Origin of the sequence: Inquilinus limosus (assembly GCF_051487185.1) — a bacterium.
GTDB classification, from domain to species: domain Bacteria; phylum Pseudomonadota; class Alphaproteobacteria; order DSM-16000; family Inquilinaceae; genus Inquilinus; species Inquilinus limosus_F.
Genome location: NZ_JAHVDK010000033.1, coordinates 49,498 through 69,802 on the forward strand (window position 1 = coordinate 49,498; position 20,305 = coordinate 69,802).

Genomic DNA, 20,305 nt, shown 5'->3' on the forward strand with positions numbered 1-20,305 from the left:
GCGGCGGGAGGGTGAGGGGGCGGACTGCGCCATTGAGCAAGGCCGGCTCTGCCTACGATGACCGCCAGCGGTCACCCCGCCGAGGCCCGGCGGGGTGACGGCATCGCGTCCCGCCAGTCGGGGACCGCCGACCAGAACCGGTCGGCGCAGGGGCGGCCGGCGGCGGCGCGGTAGAGGCGGATCTCCACGATCAGCGTCCAGGCTGGGCTGCCGGCCCGCACCAGCGCGCCGGAACGAAGCTCCTCCGCGATCAGGCTCTCCGGGATCCAGGCGAGGCCCCGCCCGGCGAGGGCCATGGCCTTGAGGCCGGCCGACATCGCGTTCTCATAGACCACGGCCAGCGGCAGCGGCCGCCCGGCGAACAGCCGGGCCAGGCCATGGCCGAAGAAGGATCCGGTGCCGTAGCTCAGATACTGGATCGGCCCGCCGCCCTCGATCGCGTGCAGCGGCCGTCCCCGCCCGTCCGGGGCGGAGACGGGGATGACCCGCTCCTCGCCCAGGCAGCGGTGCTCGCAATAGGCGAGGTCGCTCATCAGCGGCACGGATTCATGGGCGTAGGTCAGCAGGAAGTCGCAATGGCCGTCCAGCAGCGTCGCGATGATGCCGGCGAAGGTCGGCCGCGTCTCGAAACGGGTCCGGATCGGGCCGAGCCGGCTCTCCAGGCCGCGGATCCAGGTCGGGAAGAAGGTCAGGGACAGGGTGTTCAGCGTCGCGAAGGACAGGATCTCGGCCGCGGCCTCGTGCCGGTCGCGCAGCTCGGCGCGGGTCTGCTGCACCAGATCCAGGATCTTCCGCGCCCGCGGCAGGAAGTCCTGGCCTTCCGCGGTCAGCCGGACGGGATAGCTGGTGCGGTCGAACAGCGGCACGCCGATCCAGCTCTCCAGCTGCCGGATGCGGCGGCTCAGGGCCGATTGGGTGACGTGCCGCTCATCGGCGGAGCGGGAGAAGCTCGATGTCGCGGACAGACTGAGAAAATCCTCCAGCCATTTCACTTCCATCAGGGGCCTCCGCTCGGGTTCGGGGCTGCTCCGATACGCGTCTCGACGGGATGGGCCCGGACGGGAGAGGGGCCGCAAGGTCCCGATGCGCGATACTGCGTCATCCGCAGCGACTGTGGAACCGAAGCGGATGCAGGCGGCGTACCAGCCGGGGAAACGGCCGTGCCCAGGCCGCCGCGCGCCCCGGCGGGGGCGGCGGTGACCAGGGCGGAGGCATTATGCGGGGCGATGCCCGCGGCTTGGGCAGGAAGCGACGGCTCTACGCGGCCAGGAAGATCCGCAGCCTGCGGCCGGCCGCGCCGGGCGGCAGGTCGACGATGACGCCGGCCTCCGCCTGCCAGAGGGCGGCTTCGTCGCCGACCCGCAGGTCCAGCACGCGGTCCGGCGCCAGGGACGGGAAGCGCAGCCAGGCGCCGACCGGCAGCTCCGGCGGCAGGGTGACGGCGATGTCGCCCTCGGCGAAGCGCAGCTGCGACAGCCGGCCCCGGATATTCGTCTCCAGCAGGACCCGGCTGCCCTGGCGCAGCGCCAGCACGCCGCCCTCGATCGCGACCGTCACCGCTCCGGCCGGGCTGGCGATCGGGCCCAGCGTCGCGTCGGCGCCGTCATTGACGACCTCCCAGCCGCCCCAGGGGTTGACGTCCATCACCCGGGCGACGCCCAGCGCCGGCATCAGCGCACCCCAGCTGTAGAAGCCCTCGGTGTCGGGCTGGTCCATCGGCTCGCCGGTCTCGGCGTTGTAGTTCTCCGGGCACAGCCGGCGCTCGTCCCAGGCGCGGCGGAACAGGCGCAGGCTGTCCTCGGCCAGCTTCGCCGCCTCGGCCTCGAAGCCGTTGCGGCGCAGCCCGTGCCAGACCATCCAGTTGAGCGGCGGCCAGATCCGGCCGCGCCAGTAGGAATTGTCCTTCGCCGCCAGGTCGTCGCGGGTGGTGCCGGGGATGACGAATTCGCCGCCGAAGGTGGTTGGGTCCTCGAGATGGGCCAGCAACTGCTGCGCCTGCTGCGGCGAGGCGGCGCCGCAGATCAGCGGATAGAAGCTGGTCGGCCCCAGGCTGCGCACGAATTCGCCGGACCACAGCCGGTTGGCGAAGATGCCGCGGCTCTCGTCCCACAGCTCGGCGCCGATCTTCGCCCGGGTGCGGGCGGCGGTCTCGGCATGAGCGGCCGCGGCGGCCTCGTCGCCCAGCTCGGCCGCGATCCAGGACAGCACCTCGGCGTCGAAGGCCAGCAGGCTGTTCAGCCCGACATCCTCGCAGCGCAGGGTGCGCGTCTCCGGGTCGTACGCCGCCTCGTCATGGATCGGCGAGTTGTCCATGCTGGATTCGTTGCGGGCGCCGAAGGACGTGCCCTTGTACAGCCCCTCGCCGACATCCGAGGTGCCGTAGGAGACGAGGCCGCGGCCGCGCGGGTCGCGCTCGCGCCACCACCAGGCGTGGTTGCGCGCCAGCGTGCCGTAGGTCAGCTCCAGCATCGGCCGCGAGCGGGAGCGGAGATAGATCAGCCACAGCAGGAACGACCCGATCGGCAGCTGGGTGCGGTCGACCCAGGCGTCGTTGGCGGTCAAAAGACAGGCGAGGTTGCCTTCCGGCGTGGCGCTGGCCAGCGACGCCGCCAGATTCTCCCGCGCCATCTCCTGGTCGAGGTACCCGGTCAGCAGCGCGTTGTAGAGCTGGTCGTTCAGCCAGACGCCGAAGCCGCCGAACTTCGACAGGTTCCAGTTCCGGCTGATCGAGGTGTAGGGGCGATGGTTGACCTCGTCCCACACCGTGTTCCAGGCCATCACGTCGCGCAGCGCGTCCAACGCACCGGCCTGGGCGCCGGTCTGGCCCGGCAGGGCAGACGCCTCGCCCGGCTCGGCCGCCAGGCCCCTGGCGCGTTCGACCGCCAGGTCCGCCCGGTCGGCCACGGCGACGCCGATGCCTCCGTTCCGCATCATCTCCAGGTTGAAGCGCAGCGCCAGCACCGGCGCCGCCTCCGACCGCGAGCCGAGATGGAAATAGCCGTGCGTCTCGTAATCCTCGGCCACGGCCTCGACCGTGGCGTGGCCGGTCACCTGCACCGGCGGCTCGGCACTGGCCAGCGCGACGAAGCGGTGGCCGACCTTGACCACGGCGGCGCCGGCCGGGTCCCAGCGCACGGTCTGTCCCTCCTCGGCCGACAGGCACAGGTTGAACCAGAATCGCAGGCCCCATTCGCCGGTCTTCTGTGTGCGCCAGGTGCCGGACAGCTCGAACGGCCCGCGCTTGGCCCAGCGCCAGGCCAGGCGGGTGCCGGCGTGGTCCAGGTCCAGCTCCACCAGGCTGCCGTCGAGGGCGTGGCGGCCGTAGCGCACGGACTTCGCCGGGAACAGCGTCGCAGCGCGGCGGCTGTCGGCATAGGCCAGCGGCGTCACCCGCACGCCCAGCGGCAGGAACACCATCTCGGCCGGGCGGCTGGACCAGGTGTTCCAGGCCCGGGCAAGCGGGACGGTCGTATCGCGCAGCATCAGGACCTCATGCCGAAAATCGTCATTGCCATGTCTTCCCAATCCGTCATGGCGAGCCCCGAAGGGGCGTGGCCATCCAGGGGCCGATGCGAGCGGCCCTGGATGGCCACGGCGCTGCGCGCCTCGCCATGACGGATAAATGCAAGTGCCGCTTCTTCTACCGACTCCAGGCCCTGAGGGCCGCTTCGGTGGTGACGATCTCCACCTGCTGGTCGAAGCGCGGCAGGATGAGGTCGAGCGTGGCGTGGTGGCCGGGCAGCGACGAGCTGGTCATCGCGTCGGACACGGCGACGATGCGGAAGCCGCGGTCGATGCCGTCGAGGATGGTGCCGAGGACGCAGACATCCGTCTCCACCCCCGTGACGATCAGCGTGTCGGCGCCCAGCGCGGCGAGCCGGTCGACGAAGTCCGGCGCGGCGAAGGCGGAATGGGTCGGCTTGTCGATGACGCTGCCTTCCGGGGCCAGCGCCGCCAGCTCCGCCACCAGATCCAGCATGCCGGGCGCCAGCTTCGGCCGGGTCACCGCGGCCCAATGCGTGTAATAGCGGCGCCAGGTGCCGGGCGCGTCCTCGGCCCGTTCCGGCGTCACGAAGCGCGGGAACAGGGTGCGGCCGGGCTTGGCCTTGACCAGCGCGGCGACGTTGGGGACCACGCTCATCAGCGTCGGGGTCGACCACACCGTGTCCTCGGCGAACAGGCGCTGCAGGTCGATGGCGACATGGACGGTGTTCGGCGACAGCGGCCCGAAGCGCGGCATCAATCCTCCAGCGCGATGGTGTGGGCGGCGGACCAGCCCAGGGTGACGGAAGCGCCGGGCTGCAGCCCTGCGCCATCCTGCGACCGGTTCTGGGCGAAGACCTTCAGCTCGCGCCCGTCCGGCCCCGCCAGCAGGTAGGTCGAGACGGCGCCGGCATAGATCACCTCGCGCAGCATCGCCGGCATCGCATTCTCGAAGGTGTGGGCGGTGTTCGGGGGCAGGATCTGCATCTTCTCCGGCCGCACCGCCAGCGTCGCCTTCGACCCGGCCGCCGGCAGCAATCCCGCGACCCGGACGATGCCGCCGCCCGGCACCTCGACCCCGCCCGCCGTGACCGTGCCCTCGAGGAAATTGGCGTCGCCCAGGAACCCGGCGGCGAAGCGGGTGCGCGGCCGCTCATAGATCTCGCCCGGCGCCCCGTCCTGTACGATCCGGCCGCGGTCCAGGATGGCGATGCGGTCGGACAGGGTCAGCGCCTCCTCCTGGTCGTGGGTGACGAAGATGGTGGTCAGGCCGCTCTCGCGCTGGATGCGCTTCAGCTCGACCTGCATCTCCTGCCGCAGCCGCCGGTCCAGCGCCGACAAGGGCTCGTCCAGCAGCAGCACGGTCGGCTTGGTGACGATGGCGCGGGCCAGGGCCACGCGCTGCTGCTGTCCGCCGGAAAGCTGCTTCGGGCTGCGGCTCTCGAAACCGGACAGGCGCACCATCTCCAGCGCCTCGCGCGCCTCCTTCGCGGCCTGGGCGCCGCGCACGCCGCGCCGGTTCAGCCCGAAGGTCACGTTCTGCAGCACGGTCATGTGCGGGAACAGGGCGTAGGACTGGAACACCATGCCGATGCGGCGCTTCCACACCGGCACCCGCGTCACCTCCTCGGCGCCGATGCGCAGCTCGCCCTCATCCGGCACGACGAAGCCGGCGACGATGCGCAGCAGGGTGGTCTTGCCGGAGCCGGAGGGGCCGAGCAGGCTGGTGAAGCGCCCGGCCTCGAACCGCGCGCTGATCCGGTCCAGGACGGTGGCGGCGCCGTAGCGCTTGCTGACGGCGGAAACCTCAACGCCGCTCACGGGCGCCTCCCATGTTCGACAGCAGGGCGAAGGCCAGGACCAGGATCATCGAGGCGCCCAGCAGGATGGTGGAGATGGCGTTGATCTCCGGCGTGAAGCCCTTGCGGATGGCGGAGTAGATCTCCACCGGCAGGGTGGTGACGCCGGGCGTGGCCAGGAAATAGGAGACCACGAACTGGTCCAGCGACACGGCAAAGGCGAACAGCGCCGCGGCGATGATGCTGGGCAGCAGGAGCGGCAGGGTGATGCTGAAGAAGGCGTGCAGCGGGGTGGAGCCCAGGCTCATCGCCGCCTCCTCCAAATCGGCGCGCTGCGACTGCAGCCCGGTGCCGACCACCAGCACGACATAGGGGATGGCCAGCGCGACATGGCCGATGGTCATGGCGAAGAGGCCGCGGCCGATGCCGGTGGAGAAGAAGAACACCAGCATCGCCGTGCCGGTGATCAGCCAGGGGATGGCGATCGGCGGCAGCAGCAGCAATTGCAGCAGCGACCGGCCGCGGAACTTCCGCCGCGACAGCGCCAGCGCCGCCGGCACGCCAATCGCAGTCGCCAGGATGGCGGTGACGACGGCCAGGATCAGGCTGTTGCCGCTGGCCGACAGCAGGCGCTCATTGCCCGGCAGCTTCGCGAACCAGTCCAGCGAGAAGCTGAAGGGCAGCTCGTAGAGCGGCGAGGCGTTGAACGCCATCACCACCATCACCGCGATCGGCAGGTACAGGAAGGCGATGACGACCCAGAGATGGGCGAGGCCCAGGCGCTTCATCGGCCCATCCCCTGCCGCTTCAGCACCGGCGAGGCCAGGGCGAAGATCGCCAGCACGATCGCCAGCATGGTGAAGGAGAGGGCGGCGCCCAGCGGCCAGTTGAAGGCCTGGGTGAACTGGTCCTCGATCACCGTGCCCATGGTGACGCCGACCCGCCCACCGAGGATGCGCGGCTCCATGAAGCTGCCGATCACCGGCACGAAGATCAGGACGGAGCCGGAGATCAGCCCCGGCGTGGAGAGCGGCAGGATGATCTTCCAGAACACCACGGGCGCGCGGGCGCCGAGGCTGCGTGCCGCCTCCAGTATCTGGTCGTCGATCGCGACCAGCGACAGGTAGCAGGTCAGGATCATGTAGGGCAGGTAGGCATGCACCAGCCCGACGATGATGGCGGGGTAGGAGTAGAGCAGCCCGAGCGGCGCCGCGTCCGGCACGATCCAATGGTAGAGGCCGTCGATCAGCCCGCCGTCTCGCAGCACCATGGTCCAGGAGAAGACGCGGACGAGGCCATTGGTCCAGAACGGCAGGATCACCAGCAGGAACAGCACCTGCCGGGTGCGGCCGAAGGTGGAGCGGGCCAGGGCCAGCGCCGCCGGCAGGCCGATCACGGCGCAGATCAGCGTGGTCCAGATCCCGATCGACAGCGAGGTCCAGGCGACGTCGCGCAGATAGGGCCGCTTCAGGAAGGCGAGATAGTTGTCGAGGGTCCAGACGATGGCCCTGCCGCCGAAGGGAGCGTATTTGAGGAAGCTGAAGCCCAGCATCATCAGCAGCGGCAGGAAGATGGCGAGCGTCAGCCAGCCATAAGCGGGCATGAGCAGCGCCGCCGTGGCCATCCAGCCGCGCTTTTCCTGCGCCGGCCGTGCCACCGCGGGCGTACTGGTCGCTGCCAGTTCGGTCATCTGATGCCGCCTGTGGTCACAGTCGCTTCCAACTCAGACTCTCCCGCCCAAATCGTCATTGCGAGGAGGCGCAGCCGACGAAGCAATCCATGCCGCCGCTCTTGCTGCCCCATGGATTGCTTCGCTGCGCTCGCAATGACGGTGAGATCTTCGAAGTGGGATTCGCAAGCGGGAGGGGCAACGCCGCGAGCCAAGCCTATCCGGCGTAGAACGCCTTCGTCTCCTGCCACAGGTCGGAGAAGGCAGTCCGCTGGTCGTCAGAGAGCGGCGACATGAACTGCAGCTGCGACAGGTATTCCTGCTTGTGGATCTGCTTGTTCAGGTCGTCGGCCGGCAGCGCCGCCATGGCCTTGGCGTTGGCCGAGGCCGGGGCGCCGATATTGGTGGCCCAATAATCGTAGAAGCCGGGGTCGACCATATAGTTGATGAAGGTCAGCGCCGCCTCCTTCTTCGTGCTGGTGGCGGGCACCGACAGCCCGTCGATCCAGCCAATGCCGCCTTCCTTCGGCACCACGAAATCGACCGGCAGCTTGAAGTTGCGCTGCGACCGCACGGCCGCGCCCGACCAGTAGATCGACACGTCGAACTCGCCGGCGGCGAAGGCCTTGTTCCACTGGTCCTCGCTGGACCACAGCAGCTTCACGCCCGGCTTCAGCTCCTTCAGCTTGGCGGCGACGGCGTCCATGTCCTTGGGCGCGTTGATGTCCTGCCCGGTCATCAGGGCGCCGATGCCGATCGCGGTGACGGCGTCGTCGAACAGCGCGACGCGGCCCGCATAGGCCGGGTCGGTCAGCACCGCCAGGCTGTCCGTCTTCACCTTGCCGCGGCGCAGGCCGAGGGCGTTGATGCCCCACAGCCAGGACACGCCATAGGTCTTGCCGTCCTCGTGGAAATTGGCGTGGTCGCGCAGCGCCGGCGCCAGGTCGGCGGCGTTGGCGACCTTGGACAGGTCGATCGGCTCCAGCAGCTCCTCGGCCTGGGCCTGCAGGGTGCGGGCGCTGTTGATCAGCACCACGTCGTAGGTGCCGGGGTTGGTGCGCAGCTTGGTCAGCATCTCCTCTTCGGAGTTGAAGTAGTCGTGCTTGACCTCGATGCCGGTCTTCTCGGCGAAGGCCTTCAGGGCCCAGGCCTCGTCGGTGCCGTAGCCCTGCCAGTTCAGGACATAGATGGTCTCCGCCGCCCGCGCCCGGCGCAGCGGCAGCCCGGCGACTCCGGCCAGCGCCCCGGCCCCGATCAGGGCGCCGAAGCGGCGCCGATTCAGCGTGATGGACATGAAGGTGCTCCCCGGCGGTTATTGTTTGTACACAAACAACGCTAACGCAGGGGGCGGGGGCTGTCAAATTACCTTGGAAGGCCAGTTCTAGGATAAAAATCCGTCGAATGAGTCATGAGATACCGTTGTGAGTTAAACGGGCTCGGGTTAAATTGAATGTATTAGATCAATGCATTGAATTGGATTCGATATGGCAAAGGCAAAAGCAACTGCATCCAATCCGATAAAGGAGACGACTAACGGGGCTGCCAAAAGCCCGCGAAAGACCGAGGCTGCGCCGGCGGCCAAACGAGCGTATGTGCGTCAGGCTGACGTGCCGAATGCTTCCTTAAATGAGGCGTTACGTCTCCCTCAAGCGATCTTCGACCATTATGCGGGAAGGCCAACTACGCCGTTCAATGTCGCCAAAGCATTGAATGTTGATCCAAAAGGATCCCAGCTTCGCCTAATATCTGGTGCTGCAATTGCATTTGGTCTAATCGAAGGTGGAGCGCAAGCAGCAAATATATCTGCTACTGATCTTGCGCGACGCATCATCCGACCAAAGGTCGAGGACGAGGATGTCATAGCTAAGCGTGAAGCAGTGCTTCGGCCTCGTGTGTTCGGGGATTTTCTCAGGAGATACGATGGCAATCAGTTTCCGCGCCAGGACATCGCTCTGAATGTTTTAGAGGAAATGGGTGTTCCCAGGATTAAGACGGAAGAAGTATTGGAAAGAATTAGCGATAGCGCCCGGTCCGTGGGATTCATTGAGGAATTGAAAGGAAAGTATTATGTCCGGCTGGATATGAATGCGCCGGATCCGTCTAGACAGGATGAGCAGCAAAGGCTTGGTATACCTGATCAGTCTTTGGCCGAAATTAATGGCAGAGCTGTTCCTGAGGAATTACCTCAGAGGGTGCTAGCTCCTCCCGCCTTAACGTCTCCGAAAGGCGCTGCTCTTACAGCAGCATTCGCAGAAGATCAAAGACGTCGCAGAGTTTTTATTACGCATGGAAAGAATAGGGAGCTTGTGGATCCCATAAAGAAGTTGCTGGAGTATGGTGAATTAGAGCCCATTGTTTCGGTTGAGCGTCAGTCTGTCTCAAAGCCAGTGCCAGAAAAATTCATGGACGATATGCGTCGTTCAGGCGCTGCCATCATCCATGTCGACGCAGAGCGAGTTCTCAAGGATAATGATGGGTCGGAACACGTAGTTCTCAATCCAAATGTGCTAATCGAGATCGGCGCAGCTATGGCGTTCTATGGTCGCCGATTCATTCTTCTGGTTCGAGAAGGAGTTAAGCTCCCTTCAAATTTGCAGGGATTATATGAAGTCAGGTATTCCGGCGAAACACTTGACGCCCACTCGACAATCAAGCTTCTGGAGGCGATAAAGGACATAAAGAACCACTCTCTTCCGACCGAGAGCGAGTCTGAATAGACGACGGGATAGCGGGCGTTCTACTCCCCCAACAGCCCTTTCAAATGCGCGATATCGCCGCGCAGGAATGGCAGCACCTCGTCGCCCATGCGCTGGCCCTGGCCGCTCGGGTGGCTGTATTCGGCCGGCAGGCAATAGACGCCGTCGTACCCGATCTTCCGCAGGCACGCCACATACTCGCACCAGGAATAGGCGGCGTGCTGATGCGTGGTCCAGTGCACCTTGTAGACCGCCTCCTCCTCCGGCGCGGTGAGCCGGCGCTGATAGGCGCTCTTGAAGTTGGCCAGGCGCAGCCGGTCGGCCAGGATGTCGACCGCCAGCGCCGTCGGCTCGCCGGCCACGCCGCAATGCGCCATGTCCAGCACCGCGCAGACATGCTTCGGGTCGTATCTCTCGATCAGGTGCAGCACCCCCGCGGCGTTGCCGATCTGCAGGCCGGAATGGTTCTGGATGCCAATGGCCACGCCGTGCCGCTCCAAGGCCGGGATCAGCGCGTCGAACTGCTGGCGATACACCTCGACCGTGGCGCGGAAGCCGATCGCCATGTCGACCGGCACGCAGATCCGGATGATCGGCACCCCGGCCTCGCCGCAGGCGGCGATGGTGGCTTCGTTCAACACGCCGGCGCATGTGCGGAGGCGGTGCTCTACCTGCCTCGGACTGCGCCTCTTTCCCGCGGCGATTCCTGCATATCACAACGGCGGGCTCGGGTTCTGATTCACCCGCCGGGGCTCGCCCCGCTTACGACCAAGGATCAATGCCGGCTCTTCTCGCTTGACCCGCCGAGTCACGCAGCGTTCAATTTCTCACTTGCAGTCGAGACAGGGAGGTCGCCGATGCGCACGGTCCTGGTCGCTGACGATCACCCGATGTTCCGCGAGGCTCTGGCGGGCACGCTCAAGTCGCTCGACGACCAGGTCGATGTGCTCGAGAGCGGCAGCTTCGGTGAGGCGGTCGAGCGGATCACCTCGGTCATGGATCTCGACCTGATCCTGCTCGATCTCCGCATGCCGGGGATGAACGGGGTCAAGGGCGTGCGCTCGCTGCGCACCCGGCGGCCGGATGTGCCGGTGGCGGTGATCTCGGCCCTGGCCGACAGCTTCGTGATGCGCGAATGCTTCGACGCCGGCGCCGTCGGCTACATCCCGAAGTCGCTGCCGCGCGACGCCATCGTCGCCGCCATCACCACCATCCTCGACGGCGGCAGCTACACCCCGTCGGAGGGGCTCGACGTGATCGGGCCGGGCGAGCTGGAAGAGGACGAGCCGCTGGACGAGGCCGTCCGCTGCCGGTTCGAGCTCCTGACCAACCAGCAGCGCAAGGTGCTGGAGCTGATGGCCGAGGGCCTGCTGAACAAGCAGATCGCCTACGCCATCGACGTCCAGATCACGACGGTCAAGGCGCATGTCTCCAGCCTGCTGCAGAAGCTCGGCGTCTCCAGCCGCACCCAGGCGGTGATCCTGTTCCAGAAATACCGCCGCGCGCTGTGACACCGCCGGCCGTGTCGGCCCGGCGCGGAATGCGCTGGTGCGAGTCGAATGGCGGTGGTTTCGAGAACCGGAGCGCAGCGGACATGAGTCCGTGAGCACCGGAAGCGCAGAAACCGCCGTCAGGCGGCCGCACCAGTAGCATTCAGCGCCGGGCCGACGCGATCAGCGCGCGCAGCCGGGCAGGCTTGATCGGCTTGGTCAGCAGGCTCACCCCGGACAGGGCCTGCACCATCGACTGCACCTCGGGGCTGCGGTCGGCGGTGATCACCGCGGCCGGGATCTCCTCGTCCAGCGCATGGCGCAGGCCGATGATCAGCTCGGTGCCGCGCTGGCCGGCGTCGAGGTGGTAGTCGGCCAGCACGATGTCCGGCCGGAAGCCATCGGCCCCGACGCAGGCCTCCATCGCCGCCCGGTCGGCGGCGGCGGCGACCCGGCAGCCCCAGCTGCGCAGCAGCCGGGTCATGCCGTCGAGGATGGCGGGGTCGTTGTCGATCACCAGCACCCGCACCCGGTCGACCGCGCCCGGCACCACGGCGGCCGCGGCCGGCTGCGCCGCCACGCAGTCCTGCGCCGGGTCGGTCAGCGGCACCAGGACCGAGAAGGTCGAGCCGCGTCCGACGGTCGAGCGCACCTTGACCTCGGTGCCGAGCAGCCGGCTGATCCGCCGCACGATCGACAGGCCGAGGCCGTAGCCCTTCTCTCCTGCGTCGGCCCGGCCCTCCGGCCCGTCCAGCCGGCGGAACTCCTCGAAGATCTCGTCCAGCCGCTCCTGCGGGATACCGATGCCGGTGTCGGCCACCTGCAGCTCGACCGCGCCGCCGCGGCGCCGGGCGCCGAACAGGATCCGCCCGGCATGGGTGTAGCGCACGGCGTTGGTCAGGAAGTTCTGCAAGAGGCGGCGCAGCAGCTGCGGGTCGGAGCAGACGGTGAGGGAGCAGGGCAGCAGGGTGAAGCGCAGGCCCTTGCGCTCCGCCAGCGGCGCGATCTCGTCGTGCAGCGCCTCCATCAGCGGCGGCAGCGGCACGCTCTGCAGATTGGCGCCGACCCGGCCGGCGTCGAGCTTGGAGATGTCGAGCAGGATGTTGAGCAGCTCCTCGACGTTCTCCAGCGCGTGGTCGATCTTGCCCAGCAGCGCCTCGCCCTCGGGCGGCAGCGTCGTGTCCTCCAGCGTCGCGACGAACAGCCGGGCGGCGTTCAGCGGCTGCAGCAGGTCGTGGCTGGCATCGGCCAGGAACTTGGTCTTGCTGATATTGGCGCGCTCCGCCTCGGTCTTGGCGATGCGCAGCTCGCGGGCGATGCGGCGGCGCTTCTCCACCTCCAGCGACAGCGCCTCGTTCAGCCGGGACAGGGTGGCGGTGCGCTCATGCACCCGCCGCTCCAGCTCCTCATTCGCCGCCTCCAGGATGCGCTCGGCCCGGCGGCGCTCGGTGATGTCCTGGATCAGGGTGAAGAAGCCGACCACCTCGTCGCGGTGGTTGCGGTGCGGCACATAGGTGGCGAAGCCGAAGCGCGGCTCGGTGTCCGACCCCGGCAGCGGCAGATCGAAGGTCACGGTGGCACCGGCCAGCGCCCGCTCGATGAAGGTCTGGCGATGGGCGTATTCGGCCCCGCCCAGCACCGCGCGCAGCGTCTGGCCCAGGATCGGGGTGCCGTTCGGCGCATAGGCGGCGCGGTAGGCGCGGTTGACGAAGCGGTAGCGCTGGTCGCGGTCGACATAGGAGATCATGGTCGGCACCGCATTGGCGAACAGCCGGATCCGCTGCTCGCTGTCCAGCAGCGCCTCCTCCGCCAGCTTGCGCTCGGTGATCTCGACATAGGAGGTGACGAAGCCGCCATCCGGCATCGGGTCGCCCTTGACCTCGAACCAGCGGCCGTTCAGCGCCACCTCCGAGGGCGGGCCGGAGCCGCGGGCCGAGCCGGGGCCGATCGGCGAGGCGGTGCCCAGCGCCGGGGCGCCGCGCCCGTCGTTGAACTCCTGGAACCGGCGGTAGGAGGCGCCGGGCTGGCGCAGCTCCGCCGGCAGCTCCAGAAGCTCGCCGTAGCGCCGGTTGGCGGTCACCAGCTTCTGGTCGCGGTCGAACACGGCGACGCCGATCGACATGCTCTCCAGCGTCGCCTGCAGATGGGCCGAGCGTTCGGCCAGCGCCTTCTCGCGCTCCTGCCGCTCGGCGTCCTTGACGTCGGTGATGTCGGTGTAGATCGAGGCGATGCCGCCCTCGGTCGACCGCCGGTCATTGACCTGGACCCAGCGCCCGTCGGCCAGGGCATAGACCCAGCGCTGGGCGCCGCCGCCGCGGGTGGAGGCGCGGTCCCGCCGGCGCTCGGCGATCCACAGCTCGGGCTTGAGGCCGTCGGACTGGATGATGCCGGCGTCGAGCGCCAGGCGGATCAGCGCATCGAGCGACAGGCCGGGCCGGATCCGGTCGGTCAGCTGCGGCCAGAAGTCGAGGAAGCGGCGGTTGAACAGCACCAGCCGGTCGTCCGGGTCGAAGATGGCGAAGCCTTCGGAGATGCTGTCGATCGCGTCCTGCAGCCGGTTCTGCGCCGTGCGGCTGGCGACGATCGCCTCGCTCAGCTCGCGGTTCGACAGCTCGACCGCCTCCAGCGCGTGCTCCAGCTCGCGCGTCCGGTCGCGCACCTTCTGGTCCAGGAGGATCGCGGTCTGGAACAGCTGATAGGCGTTGCCCTGCATGTCGAGGCTGTGCTCGACCCGCTGCATCAGGGCGCGGTTGATCTCCGACAGCTTGGCGATGTGCCGCCGCAGCGCGGCCTCCTGGTCGCCCTCCGTCCGCCGGTTCTCCTGCGCCGCCTCAGGCCCCATCGCTCACCCCGGCCCGAAGGCGATCCCGGTGAAGGTCTGGCTGACATGCATCATGCCGAACTGCTCGCCATAGGTGTTGAAGCCGACGACGTTGTTCTGGGCCATGATCTTCGAGACTTCGGTCAGCATCTGGCGCTGCTCCATCTCGACGTAGCGCAGCACGCAGTCAAATCCGATCACGGCGTCGATGCTGCCCAATTCCGCGCGCAGATCGTCGAACAGCGAGGCCAGATTCGCGACCAGATCGCCGCTCTTTGCGACGCTCAGGATGATGCCCTCGTCGATGGCGCAGAAGAAATGCAGGCAGCCCTGCTCGTCGACCCGCTGGATGGCGCGGACATAATGCCGGCCGCCGGCCCGGACCACCAGCGGGTGCGAGGCGAAGACCAGGGGCGTCAGGTCGGCCGGCGTCAGCCCGATCATCCGGGCGTATTCCTCGGCCGCCGGCTCGGCGTTGATCTCCATCACCACGCGCCGCGCCGGGTCGGCCCTGGTCACCACCATCTTCTGGTCCAGCGGCTGAAAATGCTGCCGCTCGAATACCCGGAAGGCGAGGTCGGTCGAGACCAGCACCAGGAGCGAGGCGCTCGACAGCACCCGGCCGTCCAGGAAGATCGCGGTCTCGCGGAAGGCCAGGTTGTCGCCGGCCGAGCCGCCGACCAGCGGGATCTCGCCGAGCGCGTCGCCCAGCGCGCTGACGATGATCTCCTCATGCATCGACAGCCCGTCATTGATCAGCAGGGCGAAGGTGCGCGACGGGTCGAAGCGGTTCTGGTGGCGGGCCTGGTGCTCGGCCAGCAGGTCCTTGGCGATGGCAGCGCCGTCGGCGATCTCGAAGCTCGACATCGGCTCGATCAGCCGGACCGAGGCGGCGAAGTGGTCGGCGGACAGGCTGAGGCCCGTGATCGTGCCCTGGCGGTAGCCGGCAGGGGTGATCTCGCCGGCGGTGGTGCAGCCCAGCACCCGCACCTCCGGCAGCCGCCGGGCCATGGCGGTCAGCACCGCGGGCAGGTCGTAGATCGGCGAGCAGAACAGCAGGACCATCTCCATCCGGTCCTGGGCGATCGCGTCCAGGAGCTCCTCGACCGCGTCTTCCGTCGCCGCCTTCATGCTCATCCCCCGACGGATGCCGTTCTGGCCGACGACGGCCGTCCTCTCCCTGGCTTCACTGGCTTGGGGCATTGCTTCCTCCCGAGAAGCTTAGCGGGGCCCTCTGGCGGGGACCACTGATCCAAGGACCAATTATCAGGCTTGATCGCGCTTGTGCCAAAGTCCTATTCCGAGCGGAGTTTCTTTGCCGGTACCGTTCCCCGGCAGGTTCAGGCGCCGGTTCGAGCGGCAGCGGCGCGACTCCCCGTGCGCCCCGCGCCGGACGACGCGACAAATGTGGAGGAAAACGATGAAGACGCGTGCCGCCGTTGCCGTCGCCGCGGGCAAGCCGCTGGAGATCATGGAGGTCGACCTCGAAGGCCCGAAGGCCGGCGAGGTGCTGGTCGAGATCAAGGCGACGGGGATCTGCCACACCGACGAGTTCACCCTGTCAGGCGCCGATCCGGAAGGCCTGTTCCCGGCGATCCTGGGGCATGAGGGCGCCGGCATCGTCGTCGATGTCGGGCCAGGCGTCACCAGCGTGGCGAAGGGCGACCATGTCATCCCGCTGTACACGCCGGAATGCCGGCAGTGCCCGTCCTGCCTGTCGCGCAAGACCAATCTCTGCACCGCGATCCGCTCCACCCAGGGCCAGGGCGTGATGCCGGACGGCACCAGCCGCTTCTCGGTCGGCGGCGAGAAGATCTTCCACTACATGGGCTGCTCGACCTTCTCGAACTTCACCGTGCTGCCGGAGATCGCGGTGGCCAAGGTCAACCCCGACGCGCCGTTCGACAAGATCTGCTACATCGGCTGCGGCGTGACCACCGGCATCGGCGCGGTGATCAACACCGCCAAGGTCGAGGCGGGCGCCACTGCGATCGTCTTCGGCCTCGGCGGCATCGGGCTGAACGTGATCCAGGGCCTCCGCCTGGCCGGCGCCGACATGATCATCGGCGTCGACCTGAACAACGACAAGAAGGCCTGGGGCGAGCGCTTCGGCATGACCCATTTCGTCAACCCGACCGAGGTCGGGGGCGACCTGGTGCCCCATCTGGTCAATATGACCAAGCGCGGGGCCGACCAGATCGGCGGCGCCGACTACACCTTCGACTGCACCGGCAACGTCAAGGTGATGCGGGCGGCGCTGGAGAGCGCGCATCGCGGCTGGGGCCAGAGCATCGTCATCGGCGTGGCCGGCGCGGGGCAGGAGATCTCGACCCGGCCGTTCCAGCTGGTCACCGGAAGGGTGTGGAAGGGCACGGCCTTCGGCGGCGCGCGCGGCCGCACCGACGTGCCGAAGATCGTCGACTGGTACATGGCCGGCAAGATCGAGATCGACCCGATGATCACCCACAAGCTGCCGCTCGACCGCATCAACGAGGGCTTCGACCTGATGCATGAGGGCAAGTCGATCCGCACGGTCGTCGAATACTGATGGTGGAGCTGGTCATACGCAGCAAGCATCGGGCCTTCGCGGGCGAGGTGGGGTTCTACAGCCACGCCTCGTCCGAGATCGGCGGCGAGATGCGCTTCGCCGTCTACGTGCCGCCGCAGGCGGCCGAGCGGCCGGTGCCGGTGCTGGTCTACCTGGCGGGGCTGACCTGCACCGAGGAGACCTTCATCATCAAGGCCGGCGCCCTGCAGCATGCGGCGGAGTTCGGGCTGATGCTGGTGGCGCCGGACACCAGCCCGCGCGACCGGCGCTACCCGGGCGACGACGACAGCTGGGATTTCGGCCTGGGCGCCGGCTTCTATCTCGACGCCACCCAGGCGCCCTGGCGCGACGGCTACCGCATGCACGCCTATGTGACGCGCGAGCTGCCGGAGGTGATCGGCAGGTACTTCCCGGCGCGGCGCTCGGCGATGGGGATCTTCGGCCATTCGATGGGCGGGCACGGGGCGCTGGTGGCGGCGCTCCGCAACCCCGGCCTCTACCGCTCGGTCTCGGCCTTCGCGCCGATCGCCGCGCCGTCGCAATGCCCCTGGGGGCAGAAGGCCTTCGGCAACTATCTTGGCCCGGACCAGTCCGGTTGGGCGGAGTGGGATGCCACGGCTCTGGTCGAACGGGGTGCGCGCTGCCCGGATCTGCTGATCGACCAGGGCGAGGCCGACCAGTTCCTCGAGCGCGAGCTGCACCCGCATCTGCTCGAGGCCGCCTGCCGCAAGGCCGGCCAGCCGCTGACGCTGCGCCGTCACCCCGGCTACGACCACGGCTACTACTTCATCTCCACCTTCATCGCCGACCACATCCGCCACCACGCCGGCACGCTGAACCGGGGGTAGAGACGTGACGCTCGCCATCGGCCGCCGCGGGTTCCTCATCGGTGGCGCGCTGCTGGCGGCGTCGATCGCCCGTGCCCAGGACCTGCCGCGGGTGCGCGTCGGCACGCTGCAGTTCGGCACGGTGAACTGGGAGCTGGCGGTGATCCGCGACGGCGGGCTCGACCGCAGCCACGGCTTCGTGCTCGACCCGCTGGTGCTGGCCGACAAGGACGCGGCGGCCGTCGCCTTCCAGTCCGACGCGGTCGACGCCATCGTCACCGACTGGATCTGGGTGGCACGGCAGCGCCAGGCCGGACGCGATTTCACCTTCGTGCCCTTCTCCCTGACTGTCGGCGCGCTGATGGCCGACCCCAAGACCGGCATCCGCACCATCCAGCATCTGCGCGGCAAGCGCCTCGGCGTCGCCGGCGGCGAGGACGACAAGAGCTGGGTGCTGATCCAGGCTTATGCCCGCAAGGTCGCGGGCCTCGACCTGCCGCGCGCCGCGGTGGTGAACTTCGCAGCGCCGCCGCTCCTGAACCAGCTGGCGCTGCGCGGCGACCTCGACGCCGTGCTCAACTTCTGGCAGTTCGCCGCCCGGCTGGCCGCGAAGGGCTTCCGGCCGGTGGTGGAGATCGCGAAGATCCTGCCGGAGCTCGGTCTGGACCGGCCACCGCCGCTGCTCGGCTGGGTGTTCCGAGACTCCTGGGCGGCGCAGAAACCCGACCTCGCCCGCGGCTTCCTCGACGCTTCCTTCGCCGCCAAGGCGGCGCTGAAGTCGGACGACGCGCTGTGGCAGAGCCTGAAGCCGCAGATGCAGGCCGAGGACGAGGCCGTCTTCGCCGCCCTGCGCGACGGCTACCGCGCCGGCATCCCGCCTGCTCCCAGTCCGGCGGATGAGGCGGCGGCCGCTGCGGCTTTGCGCCTGATGGCCGGAATTACCCCGGCCGCGGTCGGCGGGCTGACGGCGCTGCCGCCCGGCACCTTCTGGCCCGGCTATGGCGATTGACGCCGCACCGGCGGCTGCGGCGGCGCCGGGCCTGCGGCGCTGGCGCTGGCTGCTGTCGCTCCTGATCCTGGCCGCGATCTGGCAGGTCGCCGCCCTGCTGGCCGGCAGCCCGGTGCTGCCGCCGCCCGCCGAGGTCGCGGCCGCCGCCTGGCAGCACCTGGTCGCGGGCGACCTGCCGTACAACATCGCCGTCACCTTGGCGCGGGTGCTGGTCGCCTTCGCCGCCGCCATGCTGGTCGGCGCTGCCATCGGCATTGCCCTCGGCCGCAGCCGCCTGCTCGACGAGCTGTTCGACGGCTGGCTGGTGATCGCGCTCAACATGCCGGCCCTGGTGACGATCGTGCTTTGCTACGTCTGGTTCGGGCTGAACGAGGTGGCGGCGGTGGTGGCGGTCGCGGTCAACAAGGCGCCACTGGTGGTGGCGATCACCCGCGAGGGCGCCCGGGCGCTCGACCGGCCGCTGATGGAGATGGCGCAGCTCTTCGCCGTGCCGCGCGGCCGGGTGCTGCGGCGGATCGTGCTGCCGCAACTCGCCCCCAGCCTGATGGCCGCCGCCCGCTCCGGCCTTGCCTTGACCTGGAAGATCGTTCTCGTGGTCGAGCTGCTGGGCCGGCCGGACGGCGTCGGCTTCCAGATCCGCAGCTTCTTCAACTTCTTCGACATTGCCGGGATCCTCGCCTACACGCTGGTGTTCATCGCCGTGATCCTGGCGATCGAGGCCTTCATCCTGCAGCCCCTCGACCGCGCCGCCGGACGCTGGCGGTCGCCATGATCGGCTTCGCGCTGCAGGGCATCCGCCGGCGCTTCGCCGCGCCCGTGCCGCGCGACGTGCTGGACGGCGTCGACCTTGCGATCGGGGCCGGGGAGTTCGTGGCCCTGGCCGGGCCCTCCGGCCGCGGCAAGACCACGCTGCTGCGCATCATCGGCGGGCTCGACCCTGGCTATCAGGGCCGCATCGACTGGCCGGACGGGCCGCCGCGCCGCCGTGCCGCGGTGTTCCAGGACCCGCGCCTCGTGCCCTGGCTCGGCCTGCTCGACAACCTGCTGCTGGTCGCCGGCCGCGGCGCCGAGCCGAGGGCCAGAGAACTGCTGGCAGCGGTCGAGCTGGACGGCCGGGAAGATGCTTACCCCGGCCAGCTCTCCGGCGGCATGCAGCGCCGCGCCGCTTTGGCCCGGGCGCTGTTGGTCGAGCCCGACCTGCTGCTGCTGGACGAGCCGCTGGTCTCGCTCGACCACGCTTTGGCCGGGCGGATGCGGACCCTCCTGGCCGAATACTGGCAACGCCACCGGCCGACCGTGCTGCTGGTCACCCACGACCTGCGCGAGGCGGTGACCCTGGCCGACCGCGTGGTGGTGCTGGCGGAGGGTGTCGGGCGGGTGTCGCTGCAGCGGGGCATCGAGCTGCCGCATCCGCGCGACCCCGCCGATCCGCGCATCGACGCCATCGTCGACGCCCTGCTGCGCTTCGACCCGGGGCTGGCGGTGGCGGAGGAGGGCGAGCCGGCGGATCAAGCCTGACTGCATCCCGGCCGGATCTGTGATAGTGTTCCATCCTATTCAGCAGGATCGGAGGCGCAATTGCGCACCACCCAGCAGTTCAGCGTCACTCTTCCGAACGAGATGGCGGAGATGGTCCGGGCCAAGGTCGCCTCGGGCGAGTACGCCAGCGAGAGCGAGGTGATCCGCGACGGTCTGCGCGCCCTGCAGGCCCGCGATCAGGCGCTCGAGAAATGGCTGCGCACGGAGGTGGTGGCCGCCTATGACGAAGCCAAGGCCGATCCGTCGAGCCTTGTCACCAGCGAAGAGGTTCTCGAGGGACTGGCCAAGCTGCGCGCCCGGATGGCGAAACACCGCTGAAGCGATTTTACCCACCCACCTCCTGTCGTCATTCCCGCGAAAGCGGGAATCTCTATCCGGTTTGAGACGTAACGAGATCCCCGCTTTCGCGGGGATGACGAATGTG

At 68.5% G+C, this 20,305-nt stretch carries 18 protein-coding genes; 8 read left to right on the forward strand and 10 right to left on the reverse strand.

Annotated elements, in window-relative coordinates; translation table 11 throughout:
• Positions 1-71: 71 nt before the first annotated feature.
• The 7 genes from KXR53_RS29790 to KXR53_RS29820 form a co-directional block, all read right to left on the reverse strand.
• Positions 72-998 carry a LysR family transcriptional regulator gene (locus tag KXR53_RS29790; RefSeq protein WP_437379108.1) on the reverse strand — a complete coding sequence of 309 codons (927 nt, stop codon included), beginning with the start codon at positions 996-998 and terminating at the stop codon, positions 72-74.
• Between the two features lie 259 nt (positions 999-1,257).
• Positions 1,258-3,483, reverse strand: coding sequence for an MGH1-like glycoside hydrolase domain-containing protein (locus tag KXR53_RS29795; RefSeq protein WP_437379110.1), 2,226 nt, complete (start codon positions 3,481-3,483; stop codon positions 1,258-1,260).
• Positions 3,484-3,640: 157 nt separating this feature from the next.
• Positions 3,641-4,240 carry a cysteine hydrolase gene (locus tag KXR53_RS29800; RefSeq protein WP_437379112.1) on the reverse strand — a complete coding sequence of 200 codons (600 nt, stop codon included), beginning with the start codon at positions 4,238-4,240 and terminating at the stop codon, positions 3,641-3,643.
• Positions 4,240-5,304, reverse strand: a complete 1,065-nt coding sequence (locus KXR53_RS29805; protein ID WP_437379114.1) for an ABC transporter ATP-binding protein — start codon at positions 5,302-5,304, stop codon at positions 4,240-4,242. Before KXR53_RS29805 ends, KXR53_RS29800 begins: the two co-directional genes overlap by 1 nt.
• Positions 5,291-6,070, reverse strand: coding sequence for an ABC transporter permease (locus KXR53_RS29810; protein WP_437379116.1), 780 nt, complete (start codon positions 6,068-6,070; stop codon positions 5,291-5,293). Before KXR53_RS29810 ends, KXR53_RS29805 begins: the two co-directional genes overlap by 14 nt.
• Positions 6,067-6,972 (reverse strand): ABC transporter permease, encoded by a 906-nt coding sequence (locus KXR53_RS29815; protein WP_437379118.1) that lies wholly within the window; start codon positions 6,970-6,972, stop codon positions 6,067-6,069. The genes KXR53_RS29810 and KXR53_RS29815 overlap by 4 nt, the downstream gene beginning before the upstream one ends.
• Before the next feature lie 196 nt (positions 6,973-7,168).
• Positions 7,169-8,245: an ABC transporter substrate-binding protein gene (locus tag KXR53_RS29820; RefSeq protein ID WP_437379120.1), complete on the reverse strand. Its 1,077-nt coding sequence runs from the start codon at positions 8,243-8,245 to the stop codon at positions 7,169-7,171.
• A gap of 190 nt (positions 8,246-8,435) precedes the next feature.
• On the opposite strand from KXR53_RS29820, the gene KXR53_RS29825 reads away from it, so the two are divergent.
• Positions 8,436-9,668 (forward strand): TIR domain-containing protein, encoded by a 1,233-nt coding sequence (locus KXR53_RS29825; RefSeq protein WP_437379122.1) that lies wholly within the window; start codon positions 8,436-8,438, stop codon positions 9,666-9,668.
• A gap of 20 nt (positions 9,669-9,688) precedes the next feature.
• Here KXR53_RS29825 and KXR53_RS29830 read toward each other — a convergent pair whose 3' ends face one another.
• On the reverse strand, positions 9,689-10,285 hold the full coding sequence (locus tag KXR53_RS29830; protein WP_437379124.1) for a sugar phosphate isomerase/epimerase family protein: 597 nt from the start codon (positions 10,283-10,285) through the stop codon (positions 9,689-9,691).
• Positions 10,286-10,504: 219 nt separating this feature from the next.
• Here KXR53_RS29830 and KXR53_RS29835 point away from each other — a divergent pair, with 219 nt between their 5' ends.
• Positions 10,505-11,158, forward strand: coding sequence for a response regulator (locus KXR53_RS29835; protein WP_437379126.1), 654 nt, complete (start codon positions 10,505-10,507; stop codon positions 11,156-11,158).
• A 142-nt stretch (positions 11,159-11,300) separates the two neighbouring features.
• On the opposite strand, the gene KXR53_RS29840 is transcribed toward KXR53_RS29835, so the two are convergent.
• Together KXR53_RS29840 and nosP are read right to left on the reverse strand one after the other, a co-directional pair.
• A complete protein-coding gene (locus tag KXR53_RS29840; RefSeq protein WP_437379128.1) occupies positions 11,301-13,979 on the reverse strand; it encodes a NahK/ErcS family hybrid sensor histidine kinase/response regulator in 2,679 nt (892 codons plus the stop codon).
• A gap of 3 nt (positions 13,980-13,982) precedes the next feature.
• Positions 13,983-15,089, reverse strand: coding sequence for a nitric oxide-sensing protein NosP (gene nosP, locus KXR53_RS29845; RefSeq protein WP_437379130.1), 1,107 nt, complete (start codon positions 15,087-15,089; stop codon positions 13,983-13,985).
• Between the two features lie 289 nt (positions 15,090-15,378).
• On the opposite strand from nosP, the gene KXR53_RS29850 reads away from it, so the two are divergent.
• Genes KXR53_RS29850 through KXR53_RS29875 form a run of 6 tightly spaced genes read left to right on the forward strand, consistent with a single transcriptional unit; the run spans position 15,379 to position 20,199 of the window.
• On the forward strand, positions 15,379-16,506 hold the full coding sequence (locus KXR53_RS29850) for an S-(hydroxymethyl)glutathione dehydrogenase/class III alcohol dehydrogenase (RefSeq protein ID WP_437379132.1): 1,128 nt from the start codon (positions 15,379-15,381) through the stop codon (positions 16,504-16,506).
• Positions 16,506-17,354 (forward strand): S-formylglutathione hydrolase, encoded by an 849-nt coding sequence (fghA, locus tag KXR53_RS29855; RefSeq protein ID WP_437379134.1) that lies wholly within the window; start codon positions 16,506-16,508, stop codon positions 17,352-17,354. Before KXR53_RS29850 ends, fghA begins: the two co-directional genes overlap by 1 nt.
• A 4-nt stretch (positions 17,355-17,358) precedes the next feature.
• On the forward strand, positions 17,359-18,342 hold the full coding sequence (locus KXR53_RS29860) for an ABC transporter substrate-binding protein (RefSeq protein ID WP_437379136.1): 984 nt from the start codon (positions 17,359-17,361) through the stop codon (positions 18,340-18,342).
• Positions 18,332-19,114, forward strand: coding sequence for an ABC transporter permease (locus tag KXR53_RS29865; protein WP_437379138.1), 783 nt, complete (start codon positions 18,332-18,334; stop codon positions 19,112-19,114). The genes KXR53_RS29860 and KXR53_RS29865 overlap by 11 nt, the downstream gene beginning before the upstream one ends.
• On the forward strand, positions 19,111-19,860 hold the full coding sequence (locus KXR53_RS29870; RefSeq protein ID WP_437379140.1) for an ABC transporter ATP-binding protein: 750 nt from the start codon (positions 19,111-19,113) through the stop codon (positions 19,858-19,860). Before KXR53_RS29865 ends, KXR53_RS29870 begins: the two co-directional genes overlap by 4 nt.
• Before the next feature lie 60 nt (positions 19,861-19,920).
• A complete protein-coding gene (locus KXR53_RS29875; protein WP_437379142.1) occupies positions 19,921-20,199 on the forward strand; it encodes a type II toxin-antitoxin system ParD family antitoxin in 279 nt (92 codons plus the stop codon).
• Positions 20,200-20,305: the final 106 nt, after the last annotated feature.

Excerpts from the sequence above, each read along its gene's own strand:
- KXR53_RS29790 (WP_437379108.1), bottom strand. The coding sequence starts at position 998 with ATGGAAGTGAAATGGCTGGAGGATTTTCTCAGTCTGTCCGCGACATCG.
- KXR53_RS29795 (WP_437379110.1), bottom strand. The coding sequence starts at position 3,483 with ATGCTGCGCGATACGACCGTCCCGCTTGCCCGGGCCTGGAACACCTGG.
- KXR53_RS29800 (WP_437379112.1), bottom strand. The coding sequence starts at position 4,240 with ATGCCGCGCTTCGGGCCGCTGTCGCCGAACACCGTCCATGTCGCCATC.
- KXR53_RS29810 (WP_437379116.1), bottom strand. The coding sequence starts at position 6,070 with ATGAAGCGCCTGGGCCTCGCCCATCTCTGGGTCGTCATCGCCTTCCTG.
- KXR53_RS29815 (WP_437379118.1), bottom strand. The coding sequence starts at position 6,972 with ATGACCGAACTGGCAGCGACCAGTACGCCCGCGGTGGCACGGCCGGCG.
- KXR53_RS29820 (WP_437379120.1), bottom strand. The coding sequence starts at position 8,245 with ATGTCCATCACGCTGAATCGGCGCCGCTTCGGCGCCCTGATCGGGGCC.
- KXR53_RS29825 (WP_437379122.1), top strand. The coding sequence starts at position 8,436 with ATGGCAAAGGCAAAAGCAACTGCATCCAATCCGATAAAGGAGACGACT.
- KXR53_RS29835 (WP_437379126.1), top strand. The coding sequence starts at position 10,505 with ATGCGCACGGTCCTGGTCGCTGACGATCACCCGATGTTCCGCGAGGCT.
- KXR53_RS29840 (WP_437379128.1), bottom strand. The coding sequence starts at position 13,979 with ATGGGGCCTGAGGCGGCGCAGGAGAACCGGCGGACGGAGGGCGACCAG.
- nosP (WP_437379130.1), bottom strand. The coding sequence starts at position 15,089 with ATGAAGGCGGCGACGGAAGACGCGGTCGAGGAGCTCCTGGACGCGATC.
- KXR53_RS29850 (WP_437379132.1), top strand. The coding sequence starts at position 15,379 with ATGAAGACGCGTGCCGCCGTTGCCGTCGCCGCGGGCAAGCCGCTGGAG.
- fghA (WP_437379134.1), top strand. The coding sequence starts at position 16,506 with ATGGTGGAGCTGGTCATACGCAGCAAGCATCGGGCCTTCGCGGGCGAG.
- KXR53_RS29865 (WP_437379138.1), top strand. The coding sequence starts at position 18,332 with ATGGCGATTGACGCCGCACCGGCGGCTGCGGCGGCGCCGGGCCTGCGG.
- KXR53_RS29870 (WP_437379140.1), top strand. The coding sequence starts at position 19,111 with ATGATCGGCTTCGCGCTGCAGGGCATCCGCCGGCGCTTCGCCGCGCCC.